This is a genomic window from Nonomuraea indica, from assembly GCF_002850745.1.
Classification (GTDB): Bacteria; Actinomycetota; Actinomycetes; order Streptosporangiales; family Streptosporangiaceae; genus Nonomuraea; species Nonomuraea indica.
Genome location: NZ_KZ559469.1, coordinates 647,302 through 668,358 on the forward strand (window position 1 = coordinate 647,302; position 21,057 = coordinate 668,358).

Consider the following 21,057-nt stretch of genomic DNA (forward strand, 5'->3'; position numbering starts at 1 on the left):
TCGTGACGGACCGTGCCAAGATCCTCCTGGTCGATGACCGCGAGGAGAACCTGATCGCCCTGGAGGCCATCCTCAGCTCGCTCGACCTGGTGCCGGTGCGTGCCCGGTCGGGAGAGGAGGCGCTCAAGGCCCTGCTCAACACGGAGTTCGCGCTCATCCTGCTGGACGTCCGGATGCCCGGCATGGACGGCTTCGAGACGGCTGCCCACATCAAGCGGCGTGAGCGCACCCGCAACATCCCGATCATCTTCCTGACGGTGGTCGACAGCGCTCCCGACTACGCCTTCCGCGGCTACGCCGCGGGTGCCGTCGACTACCTCACCAAGCCGTTCGACCCGTGGGTGCTGCGGGCGAAGGTGTCGGTGTTCGCCGAGCTCTACAACATGAACAAGCGGCTGGCCGAGCAGGCCGCGATGCTGCGCGAGCGGGTGTCGGCCGAGCTGCCGCCCGGGGCGGGCGACCAGGCGTCGGTGCTCCCGGAGCTGTCGCGGCGGTTGACCGCGGTCGAGGAGGAGCTCCAGCGGGTGCGCGAGCTGGCCCGCAAGTCGCAGGACCAGGCGCTGGCCTCGCCGCTGGCCGACCTGGCCGACCGGGTGGCGAGCCTGCGGGCCGGGTTCGACGCGCTGTCGTGACGTAAAACCGCAGGCAACATCCACCAATGGGGCGATTTGTACGAAATTCGGTTCTCTAGAGTCGTAGTGGTGCCGGGCAGAGGAGAACCGACGTGGTGCACGATCTTTCGTTCCTGCGCGAACTCGTGGCGATGAAGGACGAGATGGGCGTCGTCTCGCTCTACGTGACCGCCGAGCCGGGCGGTGGCGCCCCGGCGCTGCGCGAGGCGCTCCGGGCCGTACGGGAGCGGGTCCGCGGGTGGCCCGACCGGATCCGGCGCGCCACCGTGCTGGAGCACCTCGACGCGCTGGAGCCGGAGGTGGCCGAGCTGGCCGACCCGGCCGCCCCGGGGCTCGGGCGGGCGCTGTTCGCGCCGGTGTGCACGGGCGAGATCCGCCGGGCCACCCTGCAGGTGCCGGTGGGCACGAGCGCGGTGCTCGAACCGACCCCGTACGTCCGCCCGATGGTGACGGCGATGGCCACCAGCGCCCCCGCCGGCGTCGCGGTGGTGCGGCGGGAGGGCGTGCGGCTCATCGACCACCGGTACGGGCTGGCCGAGGACGTCCACCGGTCCGCGTTCCACCTCGACTGTGACGGGAGCGCCCCGCGGGAACGACACCGGCTGGAGGAGTGCCTGATCCGCTGCCTCCACTCGGCGGCTCCGGAGATCAGCAACCGGATCGGCGCGCTGCGCTGGAGCGACGTGCTGCTCGTCGGCGACCCGGAGCTGACCCGGATCCTCGCGGAGGCGCTGCGCCCCCTCGACGCCGTCCAGATCGGCGCCGCCGTCGAGGACGGGCTACCGGCCGGCGAGGTGATCGCCCGCATCGCGCGCGAGCTGGCCGGGGTGCGGGTGCGCCGGGACGCCGAGCTGGTCCAGCGGGTCGCCGACCTGGCGCTCACGGGCGGACGCGGGTGCCTCGGCCTGGTTCCCACGCTCGGGCTGCTGAACGAGGGGCGGGTGGACTGCCTGCTCCTCGACGAGAACGGGCGCTGGCGGGGTGGCCGGGGCCGCGACGGCTTCCTGTACGCGGCCGGCCGGGCGCCGCACGGCGTGGAGATCGTGGAGGAGCCCGATCTGGGCGAGCGGATGATCGAGCGCGCTCTGGAGAGCCGTGCCGAGGTGATGACGGTGCACCGCGACGCGGTCGGCACGCTGTCCGCCCACGACGGCGTCGGCGCCCTGCTGCGCTGGTAGCCGAGGAGTTACTGCCTGGCCCGTTCCAGGGCGTCCCAGAAGCCGCGGCGCAGGGCATGGCGTACCTCGTCGTGCAGCAGGAAGTCGATCGGCAGCGACGAGCCCTGGAGCAGCCGGGCCTCCAGGTCGGACGGCATGCGCGGCTTGCGGGCGAGGACGGCCTCCAGCCAGAGGGCCGGCGCGTCGCGGGCGACGGACTCGCCGAAGTCGTGGCCTTCGCGGTGGGCGGCCTTGACGGCGTCGGCCAGCGTGGTGGCGCCGCCGGTCGCGGCCGGCGGCACGGGCGACGGCTGCGGGCCGGTGTAGGCGCCGAGCTGCGCGGGCTGGTAGGTGCCGTTGGCCGACGGCATCGTGAACTGGCCCGTGGACGGTGACTGCGGTTGCTGCTGGATCGGGCCGGTCGCCGGAGCCGGGGGCGGCGGATCCTGCTGGAAGTAGCTGGGCAGCGCCGACGGGGTGGAGCCCTGCCCGTGGCCGGGGGACGATCCGCTGTCGCCGGCCGGGGCTGCGGCTGCGGCCGATCCGTGCGCCGGTGAGCTGTGGCCCGGCGCGCCGAGGGCCGGCGGGTTGTGGGCGGGCGGATTGTGGGCCTGCGGGTTGTGGGCCTGCGGGTTGTGGGCGGAGGACGCGCTGTGGGCGGGCGAGCTGTGGGAGGCGTGCCCGGAGGAGGCGTGCCCGGAGGAGCGGGGTGGAGCGGCATGGCTGCCGGTGCTCTGCGGAGGGGTCGGCAGCGAGGCGGGCAGCGAGCCGGGCGCCGACGACGTCGACGGGGGCGGCGGAGCGGGCGGCGGGGCCGGCAGCGCGTGGGTGGCGGTGTGCGAGGCGGCGTGCGAGGCGGGATGGCCGTTGCTGAGTGGCTGGTGGTGGCCGTTGGACTCGCTGATGCCGGTCACCAGGGTGACGTACGGCCGCAGGTGGGCCGCGCCGAGCTCGATGAGGTCGTCACCCTCCTGCCGCAGGGTGCGGGAGACGGCCCAGCCGCCCTCGGCGGCGACGTGGACCACGGTCACCCGGATGCCGAGGTCCTGCGCGTCGCAGACGACCTGGGCGAGATCCTCGTCGCCGCTGACCACGACGGCGTCGCAGATGGCGTTGTTGCGGGCGAGCGTCATCAGGTCGCGGTGGACCTGCGCGTCGACGCCCTCGCGACGGCCCGGCCGGATGCGGGACAGGCGCAGTTTGAGGCCCGGGAGGTCGGCCAGCACGTCGTGCTCGGGTGTCCGGCGGCCCTCGACCGTCGCCTCGTACCAGTAGCACCGCAGGAGCGGCAGCCCGGTGCGCTCGCGGGACAGGCCGGTCATCAGCTGCAGCAGTCCTGGGTAGTCCCAGGAGACGGCTTCGCGATGGCGGGTCCCATGCACGGCCATCGCGCCGTCGGCCAGCAGATAGCCAGCGTCCACGAACAGCGCGCAGCGATCCACTGAAACCGCCCCTTTCCTGGTGGTCCGACCTCACTGGCTCTGCACCGTCAGAGCCGGACGTGGCGGCCCTTTCTCAGGGTAGTGAAAGCAGGTGATCGCGCGAGGTTAATCCCGACGATTCGCCCTCCGCCCGCTGTGGGGCCGGCTGATCCAGGGAGACCGTACCAGTTTGTCCAGAATGTGGTCAGCGGCGGGCGTCCACGCGGCTCGACCCGGGCGCGGTCTGGAGCCGCTGGATCTCGGCGGCGGTGCTGCGCTCGGCCGTTCTCATGAAACGGATGACGGTGTCGAGCTCCGCGTCGTCGAAGCCGGCGAGGTCGTCGCGCGTACGGGCGACCAGTCCGGCGTAGGCGGCCCTGACGCGGTCGAGGCCGTCCTGGGTGGGCTCGATGAGCACCCGCCGGCGGTCGTCCGGGTCGGCCACCCGCCGGACGCAACCCGCGGCGACGAGCCGGTCGATCATGCGGGAGGCCGATCCGGTGGTCAGGTTCACGTACTTGGCCAGCGCGCCCGGTGTCGCGCGACCGTGGCGGCCCAGCGCGTGCAGGCATTGCACGTCGGTCTCGGTGACCCCCAGCCGCTCGGCGACCAGGCTGTTGAGCTGCACGACCGCGATCGCCCAGCCGGGGATCACATCCTCGGTGACCTCGGCGAGGAGCGTCTCCCTGCTCACGCCCGGCTTCGTCATGGCGGCACCGCCCATCTCTCATATCGCTGTGCGACGCAGTAAATTCGTATAGAGTCTCTGTGTGACGCAGCTACTGTGCTGCGCAGTAAGAGTATGTCATCACCTCACCATCCCCTGGGAGCGCAGCTCAGCATGACCACGCCCACCCACCTCCAGGGCGGCACAGCGCCGCCCACCCCCCTGTCCGGACGCACGGCCGCCGTCGTCCTGACCGCGATCCTCTCCGCGTCCTTCATGGAGCTCCTCGACGCCACCATCGTCAGCGTGGCCGCGCCGGCCATCGCCCACGACCTGGGCGCCGGCGAAGCCGCGATCCAGTGGATGATGGCCGGCTACACCCTCGCCGTCGGAGCGGGCCTGATCACCGGCGGCCGTCTCGGCGACTCGTACGGGCGCCGCCGGGTGTTCCTGCTCGGCCTCACGGCGTTCATGCTGGCGTCGGCCGGTTGCGGGCTGGCGCCGGGCTCCGGCGCGCTGGTCGGCATGCGCGTCGCGCAGGGTCTTGCCGGCGGGCTGATGATCCCGCAGGTGTTCGGCATCATCCGCGCGTCGTTCGAGCCCGGCGCGCGCGCGAAGGCTCTGGGCGCCTACGGTGCCGTGCTCGGCATGGCCTCGGTGGCCGGACCGCTGCTCGGCGGCATCCTGGTCGAGACCGACCTGTTCGGTCTCGGCTGGCGGGCGATCTTCTGGGTCAACGTGCCGATCGCCCTCATCGCGCTGGCCGTGGGGGCCCGCGCCCTGCCCGAGTCCCGCGCGCCGGGCCGCTCCCGGCTCGACCTGACGGGCGCGCTGCTGGCCGCCGTCGCCGCGGTGCTCCTGCTCCTGCCCCTGATGCAGGGACGCGAGTGGGGCTGGCCCTGGTGGGGCTTCGCCATCCTGGCGCTCTCGGTCCCCGTGGCGGCGCTGTTCCTCGCCTGGCAGAGGCGCCTGACCGTCCGCGGCGCGCAGCCCATCCTCGATCCGGCGCTCCTGCGCGTCCGAGCCTTCGCCGGCGGCCTGGCCGTCTCGCTGCTGTTCTTCGGGGCGATCGGCTCGTTCTTCCTGCTGCTGTCCCTCTACCTGCAGCTCGGGGCCGGGTACACCGCCCTCGACACCGGGCTGGTGATCCTGCCGTACGCCATCGGCTCGCTCGTCACCTCGGGGATCGGGGTCCGGTTCGCGCACCGCTTCGGCCGGGCCCTGCTCACCGGCGGCGCGCTGACCCTGGCCGTGTCCCAGGTCGCGCTCCTCCTCGTCGTCGGCGACGGGACCGAACCCGCCTACTGGAGCTTGGCCGCGCCACTGTTCCTGGGCGGGCTGGGCCTGGGACTCACCGCCCCGTCCCTGATCGGCGTCGTCCTCGCCGGGGTGCCCGCCAGGGACGCCGGCGCCGCGGGCGGCGTCCTCACCACCGTCACCCAGATCGGCAACGCGCTCGGAGTCGCCGTCCTCGGCGTCGTGTTCTTCACCCGGCTGGACGACTCCCTGGCCGGCGGCGCCGCGAACCTCCCCGCCCACGGGGACGCCCTCGCCGCGATCCTGCTCTGGCAGATCGGCTGCTACGTCGGCGCGGCGGCGCTCATGTTCCTGCTCCCCCCGCGCGCCGCCTCCCATGAGTGACACACGCCTCGCCGCCCCGTTCCGGAGACCACCCGTCAGGAGACCGAGATGACCGACGCGCCCATCGCCACCTGCGACCCGTTCGCCGTCACCGTCCGTGGGATCGGTGAGCCTCATCCCGCCCGTGCCGCCCTGCGCGCCGCCGGCCCTCTCGTCCGGGCCGAGGCCCCGGCCGGTGGCCCGGTGTGGATCGTCACCGACGACGCCCTGGCCCGGGAGGCCCTCGTTCACCCCCGCATCGTGAAGGACCCCGCCTACGCGCCGGCGCACTGGGACCGGCGGACCGCCGGCCTGGAGCCCACCGCCGCCGAGCAGCCGTCGCTGACCACCTTCGACGGCCCCCCGCACGCCCGGCTGCGCCGGGCGCACGCTCCGCTCTTCACCGCCCGCCGGATGCAGGACTACGCCGGACGGATCACGGAGCTCGCCCGCGACCTGCTCGCCGAGGCCGCCGCGAGCGGCGGGACGGTGGATCTGACCGCCGACTTCACCACCCGGTTCCCGCTCACCGTGGTGTGCGACCTGCTCGGCGTGCCCCTCGACCGGATCGACCAGGCCATCGCGGCCTGCCGGGGCATGCACGGCACCGAGGCGGAGGTGGGGGCGGCGATGGCCGCCTTCGGGCAGCTGGCCGCCGCCGCGCTGGAGGAGGGCCGGCACGGCCTGGCGGCGGAACTGCGCGCCCGGGTCCCCGACGAGACCACCGAGACACAACTGCACTACCTGATCTTCACGCTGATCTACGCCGGGCAGCTCACCACCGACCCGTCGCTCGGCTTCCTCCTCGCCCATGTCCTCGACACCCCCGCCTCGGAGGGGGACACGGCCGAGGAGGTCGTCCGGGAGACGCTGCGCCTGCACGCGCCGGCGCCCTTCACCCTGTGGCGATTCACCGCGACCGATCTCGATCTCGCCGGGGTGCGGCTCCCCGCCCGCTCCCCGCTGCTCATCGACATCCAGGGGATCAACACCGATCCGGGCCGGCCGATCGGACCGGACCTCACCTTCGGCGCCGGCCCCCACTACTGCACCGGCGCGCACCTCGCCCGGCTCGAACTGCGCGCGATCGTCGAGGTCCTGCGCAGCGACCTGCCCGGCGCGCGCCTCGCGGTGCCGTTCGCCGAGCTCCGGCAGACCGACCTCGGCGGCATCCAGGGAAGCCGGTTGACCGCGCTGCCGGTGAACCTGCGGGGGTGAGGCGCCCGATCGCGGCGCAGGTGGAGGCCCATAAGCTTGGGCGCATGACGGATCGCGACAACCTGCTGGCCGAGATCAAGAAGAAGGCCGTGGTGCACGGCAAGGTCGTGCTCTCCTCGGGACGGGAGGCGGACTTCTACCTCGACCTGCGCCGCATCACGCTCGACGGCGCGGCGGCCCCCCTGGTCGGCCGGGTGATGCTGGACCTGACCGCCGACCTCGCCTTCGACGCCGTCGGCGGGTTGACGCTGGGCGCCGACCCGGTGGCCACGGCCATGCTGCACGCCGCGGCGGCGCGGGGGCGCGAGCTGGACGCGTTCGTGGTGCGCAAGGCGCAGAAGGCGCACGGGCTGCAGCGCAGGATCGAGGGTCCGGACGTGGCCGGACGGCGCGTGCTCGTCGTGGAGGACACCTCCACGACCGGGTCGTCGCCGCTGACCGCGGTGGAGGCGCTGCGCGAGGCGGGCGCGGAGGTGGTGGCCGTGGCCACGATCGTCGACCGGGGCGCGGCCGGGCGCATGGCCGGGGAGGGCCTCGACTACCGCAGCGCGTACACGCTGGCTGATCTCGGCCTGTGAGCGTCAGGAGCCGCGGACGGTGAACGCCTCGCGTTCGCCCGAGTCGCCCTGGGGGCGCGGCGTGCCGTTCTCGGTGACGCGGACCGTGGCGGCGTCGGTGAGCACCACGTCGAGCTCGGGCTCGAAGTAGCGGACCTCCTCGCCCCGGCTCATGTCACGGTGGTGCAGCACGTCACCGCCCGGCACGCGGACCGTGACGAGCGGGCAGGTGTCGGCCACGCACTCGATGCGGACCGTCGGCACCTGCGCGCCGGCCGAAGGGGTTTGCGCGGTGGCGATGCGGGCCTGCGGCTGGTCCGCCGTGCCGCGCGACGCCAGCAGCGCACGCCCGCCGACGACCAGGAGCGTCACCACCACCGCGACGGCCAGGACGGCGAGCGCGAGGCGGGCGAGGCCCATCGGATCTGACCTGTGGCGTCCCACACACGGGAGGGTACCGCGCGAGCGGCCTCCGCTAGGGGCCCTCGGGGCCGGCCGGGAGGCGGTGGTGCTCGCCGGTCGGCACGAGGACGGCCCGGGACGCCCGGCGGCGGCGCTTGACGACCTCGGCGAAGATCGGGATCAGCGAGACGAGCACGATGAGCAGGACCCCGGGCAGGATGTAGCCGTCGATCCGCCTGGGGTCGACCCGGTTGCCGAGGTGGTGGCCGAGCACGAGCAGGCTCTCGGTCCAGACCACGCCGCCGACGACGTTCCACACGAAGAAGCGCCTCGTGGTCATCTCCAGCACGCCGGCCACCGGGTTCATGAACGTGCGGACGATCGGCACGAACCTGGCCAGCACCACGGCCTTGGCGGGCCCGAACTTCTCGAAGAACTCCTCGGCCCGGTCGACGTGCTCCCGCCTGAACAGCCGCGACTCGGGCTTGTCGAACATCCTGCGCCCGAAGCGGGCCCCCAGGAAGTGGCCCAGCTGGGCGCCCGCGATCGCGCACAGCGGCGTGCCGAGCACCAGCACCGGGAAGGAGAGCGGCTCGATGCCCATGCCGTACGCCACGGACGCCGAACTGAAGATCCCCGCGGCCACCAGGAGCGAGTCGCCCGGCAGGAAGAAGCCGAGGAGCAGACCCGTCTCGGCGAAGACGATGGCCAGGACGCCGACCGTCGCGAACGCGCCGAGGACGGTGAGCCACCACGTCGGGTCGAGGACATTCAGCAACCAATCCACAAGGTGAGACTACCTGCACGGACAGTGACGGCCAGTCGGCGCGCGGGTGGTCACGGCAGGTGCCGGGGGGCATGCCGACGGGCGTTGTCTCTACCACGCGGGGTACCGGACGGGGATACTGGCTGCGCGGAGCCTTACTTCACAGGGAGACGAATCATGCCGATAGCCACTCCAGAGGTGTACGCCGAGATGCTCGACCGGGCCAAGTCGGGCGGATTCGCCTACCCGGCCATCAATGTCACCTCCTCCCAGACCCTCAACGCCGCGTTGCGCGGCTTCGCCGAGGCCGAGAGCGACGGCATCGTCCAGGTGTCCACCGGTGGCGCGGAGTTCCTGTCGGGCGCCTCGGTCAAGGACATGGTGACGGGCGCGACGGCACTGGCGGAGTACGCGCGCGTGGTGGCCGCCAAGTACCCGGTGACGGTGGCGCTGCACACCGACCACTGTCCGAAGGACAAGCTGGACGGCTTCATGCGGCCGCTCGTCGAGATCTCCCTCGAACGGGTGGCCAAGGGTCTCGACCCGCTGTTCCAGTCGCACATGTGGGACGGCTCGGCCGTACCCCTGGAGGAGAACCTGGAGATCGCCCAGGAGCTGCTCGACAAGTGCGCCCGCGCCCGGATCATCATGGAGATGGAGATCGGCGTCGTCGGCGGCGAGGAGGACGGCGTCGTCGGCGAGATCAACGAGAAGCTCTACACCACCACCGACGACGCGCTGGCCACGGCCGAGGCGGTGGGGCTCGGTGACCGGGGCCGCTACATGCTGGCGGCCACGTTCGGCAACGTGCACGGCGTCTACAAGCCCGGCCACGTCAAGCTGCGGCCGAGCGTGCTGAAGGACATCCAGGAGGCCGTCGGCGCCAAGCACGGCAAGGACAAGCCGTTCGACCTGGTCTTCCACGGCGGTTCCGGCTCGTCGCTGGAGGAGATCCACGAGGCGATCTCCTACGGCGTCGTCAAGATGAACATCGACACCGACACCCAGTACGCCTTCACCCGGCCGATCGCCGACCACATCTTCCGCAACTACGACGGCGTGCTGAAGGTCGACGGCGACGTCGGCAACAAGAAGACCTACGACCCCCGCTCGTACGGCAAGGCGGCCGAGGCCGGGATGGCCACCCGCGTGCGCGAGGCGTGCGAGCACCTCAAGAGCGCCGGGACGAAGATCTCCTAGCCATGCTCGGGGCCCGGCGGGTATGACTTGTCCTATGGACAACCTTCTCGCCGGGCCGCCCCCGACCCACCTGCCGGATCTGCCCGAGGCCAGGGAGGCGCTCGAATCCGGTGCCAAGGCCTCCGACGTGGCCGCCCGCTTCCCCGCCTACCCGGCGGCGTGGGCGGCGCTCGCTGAGGAGTACTTCGCGCAGGGCCACGCGGTCACCTCCTACGCCTTCGCCCGCACCGGCTACCACCGCGGGCTCGACCAGCTGCGCCGCAGCGGCTGGAAGGGACACGGGCCGATCCCGTGGGCGCACGAGCCCAACCGCGGCTTCCTGCGCTGCCTGTACGCCCTGGCCAGGGCCGCACAGTCCATCGGCGAGAAGGACGAGGCCGAGCGGTGCGTGCAGTTCCTCCGGGACAGCGACCAGGCCGCCTATGACGCACTGGCGGGAGACTAGCCCTTGGGACAGACAGGCACAGTCGGGTAGTCTCTGCACGCAAGAGCCCCTGTCGCGCTTGCGCCAGGGGTTTACTTTTGTGCTCGGGAGACTAGAACCATGCCGGCTGTCGTTCTCGTGGGCGCCCAGTGGGGCGATGAGGGCAAGGGCAAGGCCACCGACCTGCTCGGTGGCGACGTCGACTACGTCGTCCGCTACCAGGGTGGCAACAACGCGGGCCACACCGTGGTCATCGGCGACCAGAAGTACGCGCTCCACCTGCTGCCCACGGGAATCCTGTCGCCCGACGTGGTGCCGGTGATCGGCAACGGCGTGGTCATCGATCCGCGCGTGCTGCTGGAGGAGATCGACGGGCTCGCCGCCCGCGGCATCTCCGCCGAACGGCTGCTGATCTCGGCCAACGCGCACCTGATCATGCCCCACCACCGGGCGCTGGACAAGGTCAGCGAGCGCTACCTCGGCAAGGCCAAGATCGGCACGACCGGCCGGGGCATCGGCCCCGCGTACGGCGACAAGATCTACCGGATGGGCGTGCGGGTGCAGGACCTGCTCGACCCCGGCATCCTGGCCAAGAAGATCGAGGTGGCGCTGACCGAGAAGAACCAGGTGCTGACCAAGGTCTACAACCGGCGCGGCATCGACGCCGCCGCGGTCGTGGAGGAGTACCTGGGCTACGCCGAGCGGCTGCGCCCGCACATCGCCGACACGTCGCTGGTGCTGAGCAAGGCGCTGGACGAGGGCAAGTTCGTGCTGCTGGAGGGCGGTCAGGGCACGCTGCTGGACATCGACCACGGCACCTACCCGTTCGTCACCTCCTCCTCGCCGACCTCGGGCGGCGCCTGCGCCGGGTCCGGCATCCCGCCGACGCGGCTGTCGAAGGTGATCGGCATCCTCAAGGCGTACACGACCCGCGTCGGCTCGGGCCCGTTCCCGACGGAGCTGACCGACGACATGGGCGAGTGGCTGCGGCAGACGGGCGCCGAGTTCGGCACGACGACGGGCCGCAACCGCCGCACCGGCTGGTTCGACGCGGTCATCGCGCGCTACGCCACCCGGATCAACGGCGTCACCGACTACTTCCTGACCAAGCTGGACGTGCTGTCCGGCCTGGAGCGGATCCCGGTGTGCGTGGCGTACGAGGTGGACGGGGTGCGTCATGAGGAGATCCCGATGACGCAGACCGACTTCCACCACGCCAAGCCGGTGTACGAGGAGTTCCCGGGCTGGCAGGAGGACATCACGGGCGCCAAGACGTTCGACGACCTGCCGCCGAACGCGCAGGCGTACGTGCGGGCGCTGGAGGAGATGAGCGGGGCCCCGATCTCCGCCGTCGGCGTCGGCCCGGCACGGGACGCCACGCTGGTGCTGCGCCCGCTCACCTGACCGCGGGACCGCCGTCAGGCCGCAGTAGCCGCGGGACCGCCGTCGCCGTCGGACCGCCGTCGCCATCGGGCCGCCATTCGCCGTCGGACCGCTGTCGCCAGGCCGCCATCGCCGTCAGTCCTCCGTCGCCGTCGGACCGCCGCCGGGTCGGCATCGCCGTCAGGCCGTGAGGACGGCGGCCGTCATCGGCGTGTGGACGCACCACCCGAGCGTCTCGTAGAGCGAGCGGCCGGCCGGGGTGGCCACCAGGACCCCCGTGCCCGCCCCGCCCGCGGCGGCGTGCGCGGCCAGGGCCTTCATGACGATCGTGCCCAGGCCGCGCCGCCGATGGTGGTGGGCCGTCTCGACCTGGTCCACGACGGCCGTGGCGCCCGCGACGGCCATCTGGCCCCGGGCGGCCATCTCGCCGGCGTGCGTGAGGAGCCGGGCGACCGTGACGCCGGCGCGGGTGGTGACGGCCAGCGTGTAGCCCGGCGGGGCCGCCACCGGCGTCTCCTCCAGCTCGGCCGTCATCATGAACTCCGGCTCCTGCACCACCCACGACGGCGGCAGCCAGCGCTCGACGGCCTCGGCCGGGGCGCACAGCTTCAGCCATGTCCCGGGGGTGTCGACCACGGCCGTCAGGTGGCGCAGCGTCGCCGGGGTGGGCGCCGGGACGATGTGCCGGGCCAGGTGGTCGCGGAGGCCGACGTCGACGCGCAGGCCCCACGGCTCGCGCACCGGCCCCGGGGTGCCGCGGGAGATCACCCAGCCGTCCACCCACGCCCGCACGGTCTCGGGCCGGACGGTTCTGACAGCCTGCGTCATGGCGATCAGCGTAGGGCAGCGATATGACATCAATCCATGCAAGGGGTGTCTGTCCGGCAAAGCCCGCCTCGCCATCCCACATATCCCGATACCGGACATATCGCCGCGATGCCGCTGCCGACCGCCTTCTCGGACGTACACCCACAAAAAGGGCGCGGCGTGGCGACTCACCGCGCGGGACGGGCGCCAGGGTAGGGTCCCGGTGTGCGCGTTGAGATACACGGTCATCGGGGTGCGAGAGGCCTTTGGCCCGAGAACACGCTGCCAGGTCTGATCCGCACGATGGAGCTCGGCGTGCACGCGCTGGAGCTGGACGTCGCGCTCACCGCCGACCGGCGGCTCGTGCTCACGCACGATCTCACGGTCTCGTCCGTGACGAGCGCCGACACGCGGCCGGTACGGCCGGACGACCCGAGCTTCCCGTACGTCGGCAAGCCCATCAACTCCCTCACCCTCGCGCAGCTGCGCACCCTCGACGTGGGGGTCCGCCTGCCGCGCCGGCCGGACGACCCCTTCGCCCCCACCCAGCTGCCGATGCCCGAGACCCGGATGCCGACGCTCGGCGCGGTCCTCGGGCTGGTCAACGCCTACGAGGCCGACGGCGTGCGGCTGCACGTGGAGCTCAAGTCCGACCCCACCCGTCCCGAGCTGACCGCCGACCCGGAGCTGTTCACCGGGCTCGTCGTGGAGGAGCTCGAACGGCACGGCCGGCTGGACAACGCGGCGATCCTGAGCTTCGACTGGCGGATCGTCGGCCACGCGGCCGCCATGGCGCCGGGCACGCCCCGCTTCGCGCTGATCGAGCTCGACACCCTGCACTGGCACGACGACCTGGGCGCCGACATCCCGGCCGCCGCCCGAGACGCCGGCGCCACCACGCTGTCGCCCGAGCACGTCATGGTGGACGAGCCGCTGATGGCCCAGGCGGCCGCGGCGGGCCTGGACGTGGCCGTGTGGACGGTCAACGACCCGGCGCTCGGCGCGCGCATGCTGGACCTCGGGGTGACGGGCATCGTCACCGACTACCCCGACCGCATGCGCGACCTGTGGCGCGACCGCGGCCTCCCCCTCCCCGACCCGGTGACCCCCCTACGGCCGGTCACCGTCTGACACTCCGCCGAACACACGGCGAGGGCCCCGCCGGGTCTGGCGGGGCCCTCGTCCACAGGTGCGTACCGGTGTGCGTGTCGCCTCTCGGCGAGTGGCACAACGCGGCTCCAGCCGAACGGTAGTCCGCGAAGGCGATAGGTGAGGCCCGGGGACACTGGGCACACCGGCCACGAGTCATGTAACCACAGGCGCTCCCCCTTTGTTCCCACCCCGCTCCCCCCGCGTCCTTCACCCGGAGACTCGACCAGGAGCGCCTTCACTTCGGAATGTATTCCGAAGTACGATGAGCTGTGACCATGCCGACCATCCAGTTCTCCGATCTGTCGAAGCACTCCAAGCAGGTCGCCGCGACGGCCGAGCGGTTCCACCGTGTGCACGTCAAGCGCCGCGACGGAGAGGACCTGTTCCTCTCCACAGCTCGGTACGACCGTCAGCGTGAGGAGACGGCGGACATCGCCGCCCGCATGATCGCCGCACTGCTGGCCAGCGACGAGGGCGCGCTCGCCGTCCTGCACACCCTGCCCGCGGTCTTTCCCTGGGTGCGGCACCTCACCGAAGAGGAGACGCGGGAGTTCGTGCAGGAACTCGTCGACGCCACACGGGACGCGGTCGACCTCGACGTCCATGCCACGTTGCACCGGGTCATCGTCGAGTGGCGTGCCACCGCCCGCATCCTGGCCGACCCCGTGTTGACCGAGCAGCTCACCCGTTCGCTGCCGGAGGAGGACCACGGCGAGGTGACCGCGCCGTGAGCCCCAAGCGCGGCGACGCCGTGCCCCCACCACCCGTCGGCGACGAGTGGCACCTGCGGTTCGCCACCGGCGAGGCGGCCAAGGGATGGATCGACCTGTGCGCAGAGGCTGCGAGCAACACCCGGCGCTGCTTCGAGGCGCTGCGCACTGATCCGCTGTCGCAGGAGGACCCCGACCGGCAGCACCGACTACGTGGACGTCTTGCCACCGGGACGCTGGGCGGTCGTGAGTACCCGCAGTGGGAGTACGAGGTCACCGCGGGCGGCCGGGTGCGCTATCTCATCGACGAGCCTCGCCGAACCGTCCATCTCGTCTACGCCTCGCCCCGCCACCCCAAGGACACCGAGTGACCGGTGTCCTCGGGGGTGCGGCAGGCCGGTGGCGGTGGGCCGGGGGTCAGAGCCAGCCGTTGCGGCGGAAGCCGCGGTGGAGGAGCAGGCAGGCGGTGATCATGACGGCCAGGACCGCCGGGTAGCCCCAGACCTGCTTGGTCTCGGGCATGAAGTCGAAGTTCATCCCGTAGATGCCGGCGATCATCGTGGGGACGGCCAGGATGGCGACCCAGGACGAGATCTTGCGCATGTCCTCGTTGGCCAGGGCGTTCGAACGGGCCAGGGCGGCCTGGAGGATGGAGCTGCACAGCTCGTTCGACGACTCGACCTGCTCGCACACCCGGGAGAGGTGGTCGCCGACGTCGCGGAAGTACTCGCGCATCTCCGACGGGATGACGCGGCGCTGGGGCAGCGCGGACAGCGGGCTCTGGAGCGGTGTGACCGCACGCTTGAGCTCCAGCATCTCGCGCTTGAGCTGGTAGATCCGGTTGATGTCGCGGGAGCTGACGTCGGCGAAGACGGTGGCCTCGACCTCCTCCAGCTCCAGCTGCATGAGGTCGGCCACCTGCAGGTAGCGGTCGACGACGTGGTCGGCGATGGCGTGCAGGACGCCGGCGGCGCCGCGCAGCATCAGCTCGGGCCGGTCCTCCAGGCGCTCACGCACCTCGGTGAGGGGGCAGTGCTCGCCGTGGCGGACGGTCACCACGAAGTCGGCGCCCAGGAACACCATGATCTCGCCCGTCGCGATGATCTCGCTGGAGGCCGTCAGCTCGTCGTGGTCGAGGTAGGCGATGGTCTTGAGCACCATGAACAGGGAATCGCCGTAGCGCTCGACCTTGGGGCGCTGGTGGGCTTTGACGGCGTCCTCGACGGCCAGCGGGTGCAGGCCGAACACCTCGGCGAGCCATTCGACCTCGGGCGCCTCGGGCTCGTGCAACCCGACCCAGAGGAAGGCGCTGGAGTCGCCGGACACGGCGTTGTGCTCACGGACCAGGCGCAGCGACTCGGGGATGCCGACGGGGTCGGCCTTCTTGCCGTCGATGTAGGCGCCGTACTCGACGATGCTGGCGGGCACGCGGACGACCGGCTCAGGCTTGGGGAGCTGACGGGCGGCGTGCACCTGGACAGGGTGACGGTTGATGCGACGGAAAAGCGTGGACGAGCGCATGGCGGTCCCTTCCCGCCCGACCTGGCACGCTCCACGCGCGACGAAAGGTCACCTCAATCAACACAAAGGCGTGGAGGCACGATCAGGCTGCCGGATTGGAGTGGTCGGGGGTATGTGCGGCGTACGTGCGCGAGCACGTACTGCTGGGATCACCAGGTTTCATACCGGACCACCTCCAATCATGATGAGACGCCATACAGCCGCACCAACTTACCACAGGAACCTGAAGTCAACCTGGTAACCCCGGGCGGCCGGTGACCCACGGGGGTGCCGATCGCCGAGAGCTGCGAGAATAGGGCGCGTGCGCGTTCTAGTCATCGGATCCGGAGGGCGTGAGCACGCCCTGTGCCGTTCACTCAAGCTCGACCCGCAGGTCGTCGAGCTCCACTGTGCCCCCGGAAACCCGGGCATCGAGGAGATCGCGACCGTGCACGCCGTGACGCCCACCGACCCCGGGCAGGTGGCCGGCCTGGCGACGCGGCTGGGGGCCGACCTCGTCGTCGTGGGGCCCGAGGCTCCGCTGGTCGCCGGGGTCGCCGACGCGGTGCGGGCCGCGGGGATCGCGTGCTTCGGCCCGTCGCGTGACGCGGCGATGATCGAGGGGTCCAAGGCCTTCGCCAAGGACGTCATGGCGGCGGCCGGCGTGCCGACGGCGCGGGCCAGGGTGTGCGTGACCGAGGAGGAGGCGGCCGCCGCCCTCGACGAGTTCGGCGCGCCGTACGTGGTCAAGGACGACGGGCTGGCCGCCGGCAAGGGCGTGGTGGTCACCGGCGACCGCGAGGTGGCGCTGGAGCACGCGCGGGCCTGCGAGCGGGTGGTGATCGAGGAGTTCCTCGACGGCCCGGAGGTGTCGCTGTTCGCGCTGTGCGACGGCGGCACCGCGGTGGCGCTGCAGCCGGCCCAGGACTTCAAGCGCGCCTACGACGGCGACGAGGGCCCCAACACCGGCGGCATGGGCGCCTACACGCCGCTGCCGTGGGCTCCCGAGGAGCTGACCGAGCAGGTCATGCGCGAGGTCGTGCATCCGACGATCGGCGAGCTGGCCCGGCGCGGCCTGCCCTACCAGGGCGTCCTCTACGTGGGGCTGGCGCTGACGGCGAAGGGGCCGAAGGTCGTCGAGTTCAACGCGCGTTTCGGCGACCCGGAGGCGCAGGTGCTGCTCGACCGGCTGGAGACGCCGCTCGCAGGGCTGCTGGCGGCCTGCGCGACGGGCACGCTGGGCGAGCAGGCTCCCCCCGCGTTCCGGCCGGGGTCCGCGGTGATCGTCGTGGTCGCGGCCGAGAACTACCCCGAGGCGCCGGTCAAGGGCGACGTGATCAAGGGGCTGGAGCCGACCGAGCACGCGTACGTGATCCACGCGGGCACCAGGCGGGTGGACGGCGAGGTGCTCTCCGACGGCGGGCGGGTGCTCGGGGTGGTCGGCACCGGGCCCGACCAGGAGAGCGCGCGGCGCCACGCCTACGAGCTGGTGTCGCGGATCGAGCTGCGCGGCTCCTTCCACCGGACCGACATCGCACGGACCGACACCGCACGGACCGACACCGCACGGCCTGACGCCCCACGGACCGACACCGCACGGACCGACACCGCACGGACGGACATCGCACGATGAAGCATCTGCACTCCGGGAAGGTCCGCGACCTCTACGAGACCGACGACGGCCTGCTGCTGGTGGTCGCCTCCGACCGGATCTCGGCGTTCGACCACGTGCTGGAGCCCGGCATCCCCGACAAGGGGGCCATCCTGACGCAGCTTTCGCTGTGGTGGTTCGAGCGGCTGGCCGACGTGGTCCCCCACCACATCGCCGGGCCGGGGCCCGACGCGCGCAGCATGCTGTGCAGGCCGCTGCGGATGGTGCCGGTCGAGTGCGTGGCGCGCGGCTACCTGGCCGGGTCGGGGCTGGCCGACTACCGGCGTGACGGGATGGTGTCGGGCGTCCGGCTGCCGGAGGGCCTGGACGACGGGTCCCGGCTGCCCGAGCCGATCTTCACGCCGTCGACGAAGGCCCCGGTGGGATCGCACGACGAGCCGATCCCGTTCGAGCGGGTGGTGGCCGAGGTCGGCGAGGAGACCGCCGAGGAGTTGCGCCGCATCACCCTCGCCGTCTACACGCGTGGGGCCGAGATCGCCCGCGAGCGGGGCATCATCCTGGCCGACACCAAGATCGAGCTGGGCCGGGACTCCGACGGGGTGCTGACGCTCGGCGACGAGGTCCTGACGCCGGACTCGTCGCGGTTCTGGCCGGCCGACGAGTGGCGCCCCGGGCGCCCGCAGCCCTCCTTTGACAAGCAATTTGTACGGGATTGGCTGACCTCGCCCGAATCCGGATGGGACAAATCCTCCGGAACCCCGCCGCCCCGGTTGCCGGACAAGGTGGTCGAGCAGACGAGGCAGCGTTATCTCGAGGCCTACGAACGGATTACGGGCACTTCCTTTAGCGGATGATTCGGCTGGGGCAGGGGGTGCGAGCGGCTACTGTTGGCCCGGTCTAAGGCCGACTGATACTTCCGAGGAGCCGCACGAATGGTCCGTTACCGCGTGCGCGGTGGCAACGCCCTGCGTGGAACCGCCTTCATCCAGGGCGCGAAGAACGCCGTGCTGCCCATGATCGGCGCCGCGCTGCTCGTCCCGAAGGGCCGCACCGTGCTGCGAAACGTCCCGATCATCGAGGACGTCCGCCGCGCGGTCGAGCTCGCCGAGGCCGTGGGCGCGCAGGTCGAGCTGCACGAGGCCGAGCGCACGCTGGTCATCGACGCCTCGCGGCTGCACAGCCCCGTCCTGCCGGCCGAGATCGCCCGGCGCTTCCGCGGCTCGGTGCTCTTCACGCCCGCGCTGCTGCACCGGCTCGGCGAGGCGATCGTCGAGGGCGTCGGCGGCTGCAACCTCGGCAGCCGCAACCTCGACTTCCACTACCTCGGCTACAAGCGGCTCGGCGCGGTCGTCGACGAGGGTGAGACCGTCATCCACGTCAAGGCGTCCGGCCTGACCGGCGCCACCCTCTACCTCGACACCCCCTCCCACACCGGCACCGAGAACCTCATCATGGCCGGCGCGCTGGCCCGCGGCACGACCGTGATCGAGAACGCCGCGCTGGAGCCGGAGGTGCTCGACGTCATCGACATGCTCACCAAGATGGGCGCGCGCATCAGCGGCGGCGGCACCGGGTTCATCACCGTGGAGGGCGTGGAGGAGCTCCACGCCGTCGAGCACACCGTGATGCCCGACCGGCTCGACGCGGGCGTCTTCGCGATGGCGGCGGCGATCACGCAGGGCGAGGTGAGCCTCGTCGGCACCGGCCTCGACCTCGGGGTGGTCCGCTACAAGCTGGAGCAGATGGGCGTCGACTTCGCCCGCCAGGGCGCCGTGCTGAACGTGCACTGCGACCGCCCGCTGCGGCCGATCAACATCATCACCGACACCTACCCCGGCTTCGCGACCGACCTGCAGTCGCCGATGATGACGGTCGCGGCCCTGGCCGACGGCCACAGCTACATCCACGAGCGCATCTTCGACGGCCGGTTCGCGCTGGCCGGCGAGCTGAACAAGATGGGCGCCGACGTGGCGGTGGAGGGCAGCCGGGCGATCGTGCGCGGCGCCACCCCGCTGACGGGCACGCGGGTCACCGCGCACGATCTGCGGTCGGGCATCGCATTGGTGCTCGCCGGACTCGCCGCGAAGGGCGAGACGGTCATCGAGTCGGGATACCTCATCGACCGCGGGCACGCGCATCTCGCCGAGCGAATGCGGGCTCTTGGAGCGGACATTACACGAGAGATTTCTGCGGGTTGAAAATCACCGGGAAATCCCTCCTGAGCTGCTCATACTCCTTCTAGCCCCGTCGGGACCGCCGACTTTCCGGAAAAGTCGGGCGTGACATTACGGCCCTCGCGAGCGATCGTTCCAAAAGAGAGCACTGCAACTTACGGCAGGATGGGACGAACATTGGTCGAGAGGGCCGAAGAATCAACACGAGTGTCACGCCCGAGCGCTATGACACCGGACCTCACTATCGGCGTGGTCGGACCCCACGATCTGGTCGAGCGCGTCATGTTGATGGGGCACGCCGCGGCGCCTCTGCCCTGTCGCCTCGTGGCGGCCGCCTACCGCGATGAGCAGGAGGCGCCCGACAAGGTGACGCGGCTCGGTCCCGGCGTCGACGCGTGCCTGTTCGCCAGCCCGGTCCCCTATGACCTGGCCAGGCGTTCCGGCGTGCTGACGATGCCCGCGACCTACGTGCAGCTCGGCGGCGCCGCCCTGGTCGCCGCGCTGGCGAAGGCCGCGCTGGATCCGCGCATCGACCCGCAACGGGTCAGCGTCGACGTGGTGTCCCGAGCCGACGTCGAGGAGGCGTACACCGACCTCGGCATCCCCGCCGGGGACGTGCACAGCCGCGACGAACCCGGAGCCACCGGGACGATCGCGGCCTACCACGAGCGGCTGGCCCGCCAGGGCGCCACCACGGGCGCGCTGACGTGCCTGCCGGCGGTCGCCGACCGCCTGCAGGCGGCGGGCGTGCCGGCCATCAGGATCAGGCCCACGTCGGCGGCGGTGCGCACAGCGCTGCACACGGCGGCGCTGCTGGGCGCCCACCACCGGCTGGAGGAGTCGCAGCTCACGGTGGTGCTGGTGGAGGTCCCGACGCTGCGCGAGCCGGTGCGCCGCGCCGCGCCGCGCTACTGGCGCGACGAGCTTCGGCTGTCGCTGCACCGGCTGCTCGTCCAGGAGGCGAACCGCATCAACGCGACCGTCTGGCCCATCGACGACCACAGCTACCTGGTGATGGCGACCAGGGGCTCGGTCGCGGCGGCCACCGACGGCTTCAGGGTGCTGCCGTTCGCGTCCAGGATCCGCGACGAGCTGGGGCTGGCGGTCGAGGTGGGTGTGGGGATGGGACGGACGACGCACGACGCGGAGGCGCACGCACGGGCCGCGCTGGCACGCACGCAGGCGGGCAAGCAGGCCCAGGGGTTCGCCGTGGACCGGGAGGGCCGAGCCCTCATCCCGGCTCCCAGGATGCCTCCCACGGGCGCCACGGCGCTCAAGCCCAAGGGCGTGGAGGTGCTGGCCCGGCTGGCGGCCAAGCTGGAGGGTGGAGACACGGTCGTCGACGCGGAGGGCGCGGGCAAGATGCTCGGGGTGACGCCGCGTACGGCTCGGCGGTTGCTGCGCACGTTGGTTGACGAGGGACTCGCGTGGCCGCTCCCGCCGAACCGTACGCCGCAGCCGGGGCGGCCGCGGCAGCTCTACCGCCTCATCGTGGAGAAGCTCGGTCCGCGCTGACCGCCCCCTTGTACAGGTCCGCCGCCCTCCTTCCCCTTCCACGGGCGGCGGGCCGTACGCATCGGCACGCGCTTTCGGGGCACTGAGCCATTTCCATCCTGAAAGGCCAGGTCACAGGCTCGTTGCAACCAGCCGGACTT

General features: G+C 71.9%; 21 protein-coding genes. 15 read left to right on the plus strand and 6 right to left on the minus strand.

The window, feature by feature from the left end; genetic code table 11:
- Positions 1 to 2: 2 nt before the first annotated feature.
- Complete coding sequence (locus CXR44_RS14685; protein ID WP_101786626.1) at positions 3 to 632, plus strand: response regulator; 630 nt, start codon at positions 3 to 5, stop codon at positions 630 to 632.
- Between the two features lie 92 nt (positions 633 to 724).
- Positions 725 to 1,810, plus strand: coding sequence for a baeRF10 domain-containing protein (locus tag CXR44_RS14690; RefSeq protein WP_101786552.1), 1,086 nt, complete (start codon positions 725 to 727; stop codon positions 1,808 to 1,810).
- An 8-nt stretch (positions 1,811 to 1,818) separates the two neighbouring features.
- Here the strand turns inward: CXR44_RS14690 and CXR44_RS14695 are convergent, their stop codons facing one another.
- Together CXR44_RS14695 and CXR44_RS14700 are read right to left on the minus strand one after the other, a co-directional pair.
- Positions 1,819 to 3,231, minus strand: coding sequence for an NYN domain-containing protein (locus CXR44_RS14695; RefSeq protein ID WP_101786553.1), 1,413 nt, complete (start codon positions 3,229 to 3,231; stop codon positions 1,819 to 1,821).
- 184 nt (positions 3,232 to 3,415) lie between these two features.
- Positions 3,416 to 3,919 carry a MarR family winged helix-turn-helix transcriptional regulator gene (locus CXR44_RS14700; protein WP_101786627.1) on the minus strand — a complete coding sequence of 168 codons (504 nt, stop codon included), beginning with the start codon at positions 3,917 to 3,919 and terminating at the stop codon, positions 3,416 to 3,418.
- Positions 3,920 to 4,051: 132 nt separating this feature from the next.
- On the opposite strand from CXR44_RS14700, the gene CXR44_RS14705 reads away from it, so the two are divergent.
- Genes CXR44_RS14705 through pyrE form a run of 3 tightly spaced genes read left to right on the plus strand, consistent with a single transcriptional unit; the run spans position 4,052 to position 7,293 of the window.
- Complete coding sequence (locus CXR44_RS14705; protein ID WP_101786554.1) at positions 4,052 to 5,518, plus strand: MFS transporter; 1,467 nt, start codon at positions 4,052 to 4,054, stop codon at positions 5,516 to 5,518.
- Between the two features lie 48 nt (positions 5,519 to 5,566).
- Entirely contained in the window at positions 5,567 to 6,715 is a 1,149-nt protein-coding gene (locus CXR44_RS14710) for a cytochrome P450 family protein (protein WP_101786555.1), read from the plus strand.
- A gap of 44 nt (positions 6,716 to 6,759) precedes the next feature.
- Positions 6,760 to 7,293 (plus strand): orotate phosphoribosyltransferase, encoded by a 534-nt coding sequence (gene pyrE / locus CXR44_RS14715; protein WP_101786556.1) that lies wholly within the window; start codon positions 6,760 to 6,762, stop codon positions 7,291 to 7,293.
- A 3-nt stretch (positions 7,294 to 7,296) separates the two neighbouring features.
- On the opposite strand, the gene CXR44_RS14720 is transcribed toward pyrE, so the two are convergent.
- A complete protein-coding gene (locus CXR44_RS14720; protein WP_144069962.1) occupies positions 7,297 to 7,716 on the minus strand; it encodes a hypothetical protein in 420 nt (139 codons plus the stop codon).
- Between the two features lie 31 nt (positions 7,717 to 7,747).
- Complete coding sequence (locus tag CXR44_RS14725; RefSeq protein ID WP_245899147.1) at positions 7,748 to 8,461, minus strand: DedA family protein; 714 nt, start codon at positions 8,459 to 8,461, stop codon at positions 7,748 to 7,750.
- Between the two features lie 156 nt (positions 8,462 to 8,617).
- On the opposite strand from CXR44_RS14725, the gene fbaA reads away from it, so the two are divergent.
- The 3 genes from fbaA (at position 8,618) to CXR44_RS14740 (ending at position 11,468) form a co-directional block, all read left to right on the plus strand.
- Complete coding sequence (fbaA, locus tag CXR44_RS14730; protein ID WP_101786558.1) at positions 8,618 to 9,640, plus strand: class II fructose-bisphosphate aldolase; 1,023 nt, start codon at positions 8,618 to 8,620, stop codon at positions 9,638 to 9,640.
- Between the two features lie 34 nt (positions 9,641 to 9,674).
- Complete coding sequence (locus CXR44_RS14735) at positions 9,675 to 10,085, plus strand: DUF3151 domain-containing protein (protein ID WP_219601796.1); 411 nt, start codon at positions 9,675 to 9,677, stop codon at positions 10,083 to 10,085.
- Between the two features lie 99 nt (positions 10,086 to 10,184).
- Positions 10,185 to 11,468 carry an adenylosuccinate synthase gene (locus CXR44_RS14740; protein ID WP_101786560.1) on the plus strand — a complete coding sequence of 428 codons (1,284 nt, stop codon included), beginning with the start codon at positions 10,185 to 10,187 and terminating at the stop codon, positions 11,466 to 11,468.
- Positions 11,469 to 11,627: 159 nt separating this feature from the next.
- Here the strand turns inward: CXR44_RS14740 and CXR44_RS14745 are convergent, their stop codons facing one another.
- A complete protein-coding gene (locus CXR44_RS14745) occupies positions 11,628 to 12,275 on the minus strand; it encodes a GNAT family N-acetyltransferase (protein ID WP_144069963.1) in 648 nt (215 codons plus the stop codon).
- A gap of 204 nt (positions 12,276 to 12,479) precedes the next feature.
- Here CXR44_RS14745 and CXR44_RS14750 point away from each other — a divergent pair, with 204 nt between their 5' ends.
- From CXR44_RS14750 to CXR44_RS14760, 3 genes are all read left to right on the plus strand, one after another.
- On the plus strand, positions 12,480 to 13,385 hold the full coding sequence (locus CXR44_RS14750) for a glycerophosphodiester phosphodiesterase family protein (protein ID WP_101786561.1): 906 nt from the start codon (positions 12,480 to 12,482) through the stop codon (positions 13,383 to 13,385).
- Positions 13,386 to 13,681: 296 nt separating this feature from the next.
- Positions 13,682 to 14,137 carry a hypothetical protein gene (locus CXR44_RS14755; protein ID WP_219601797.1) on the plus strand — a complete coding sequence of 152 codons (456 nt, stop codon included), beginning with the start codon at positions 13,682 to 13,684 and terminating at the stop codon, positions 14,135 to 14,137.
- A complete protein-coding gene (locus CXR44_RS14760) occupies positions 14,134 to 14,487 on the plus strand; it encodes a hypothetical protein (RefSeq protein WP_101786563.1) in 354 nt (117 codons plus the stop codon). The genes CXR44_RS14755 and CXR44_RS14760 overlap by 4 nt, the downstream gene beginning before the upstream one ends.
- Positions 14,488 to 14,533: 46 nt before the next feature.
- On the opposite strand, the gene corA is transcribed toward CXR44_RS14760, so the two are convergent.
- Entirely contained in the window at positions 14,534 to 15,589 is a 1,056-nt protein-coding gene (gene corA, locus CXR44_RS14765; protein ID WP_245899149.1) for a magnesium/cobalt transporter CorA, read from the minus strand.
- 349 nt (positions 15,590 to 15,938) lie between these two features.
- Between corA and purD the strand changes: the two genes are divergently transcribed.
- The 4 genes from purD to CXR44_RS14785 all read left to right on the plus strand — a co-directional run bounded on the left by purD (position 15,939) and on the right by CXR44_RS14785 (position 20,917).
- Positions 15,939 to 17,249 carry a phosphoribosylamine--glycine ligase gene (gene purD, locus CXR44_RS14770; RefSeq protein WP_101786565.1) on the plus strand — a complete coding sequence of 437 codons (1,311 nt, stop codon included), beginning with the start codon at positions 15,939 to 15,941 and terminating at the stop codon, positions 17,247 to 17,249.
- On the plus strand, positions 17,246 to 18,082 hold the full coding sequence (locus tag CXR44_RS14775; protein WP_101786566.1) for a phosphoribosylaminoimidazolesuccinocarboxamide synthase: 837 nt from the start codon (positions 17,246 to 17,248) through the stop codon (positions 18,080 to 18,082). Before purD ends, CXR44_RS14775 begins: the two co-directional genes overlap by 4 nt.
- A gap of 78 nt (positions 18,083 to 18,160) precedes the next feature.
- A complete protein-coding gene (gene murA, locus CXR44_RS14780; RefSeq protein ID WP_101786567.1) occupies positions 18,161 to 19,426 on the plus strand; it encodes a UDP-N-acetylglucosamine 1-carboxyvinyltransferase in 1,266 nt (421 codons plus the stop codon).
- Positions 19,427 to 19,627: 201 nt separating this feature from the next.
- On the plus strand, positions 19,628 to 20,917 hold the full coding sequence (locus tag CXR44_RS14785) for a GTP cyclohydrolase IIa (RefSeq protein WP_101786568.1): 1,290 nt from the start codon (positions 19,628 to 19,630) through the stop codon (positions 20,915 to 20,917).
- The last annotated feature ends 140 nt before the right edge of the window (positions 20,918 to 21,057 follow it).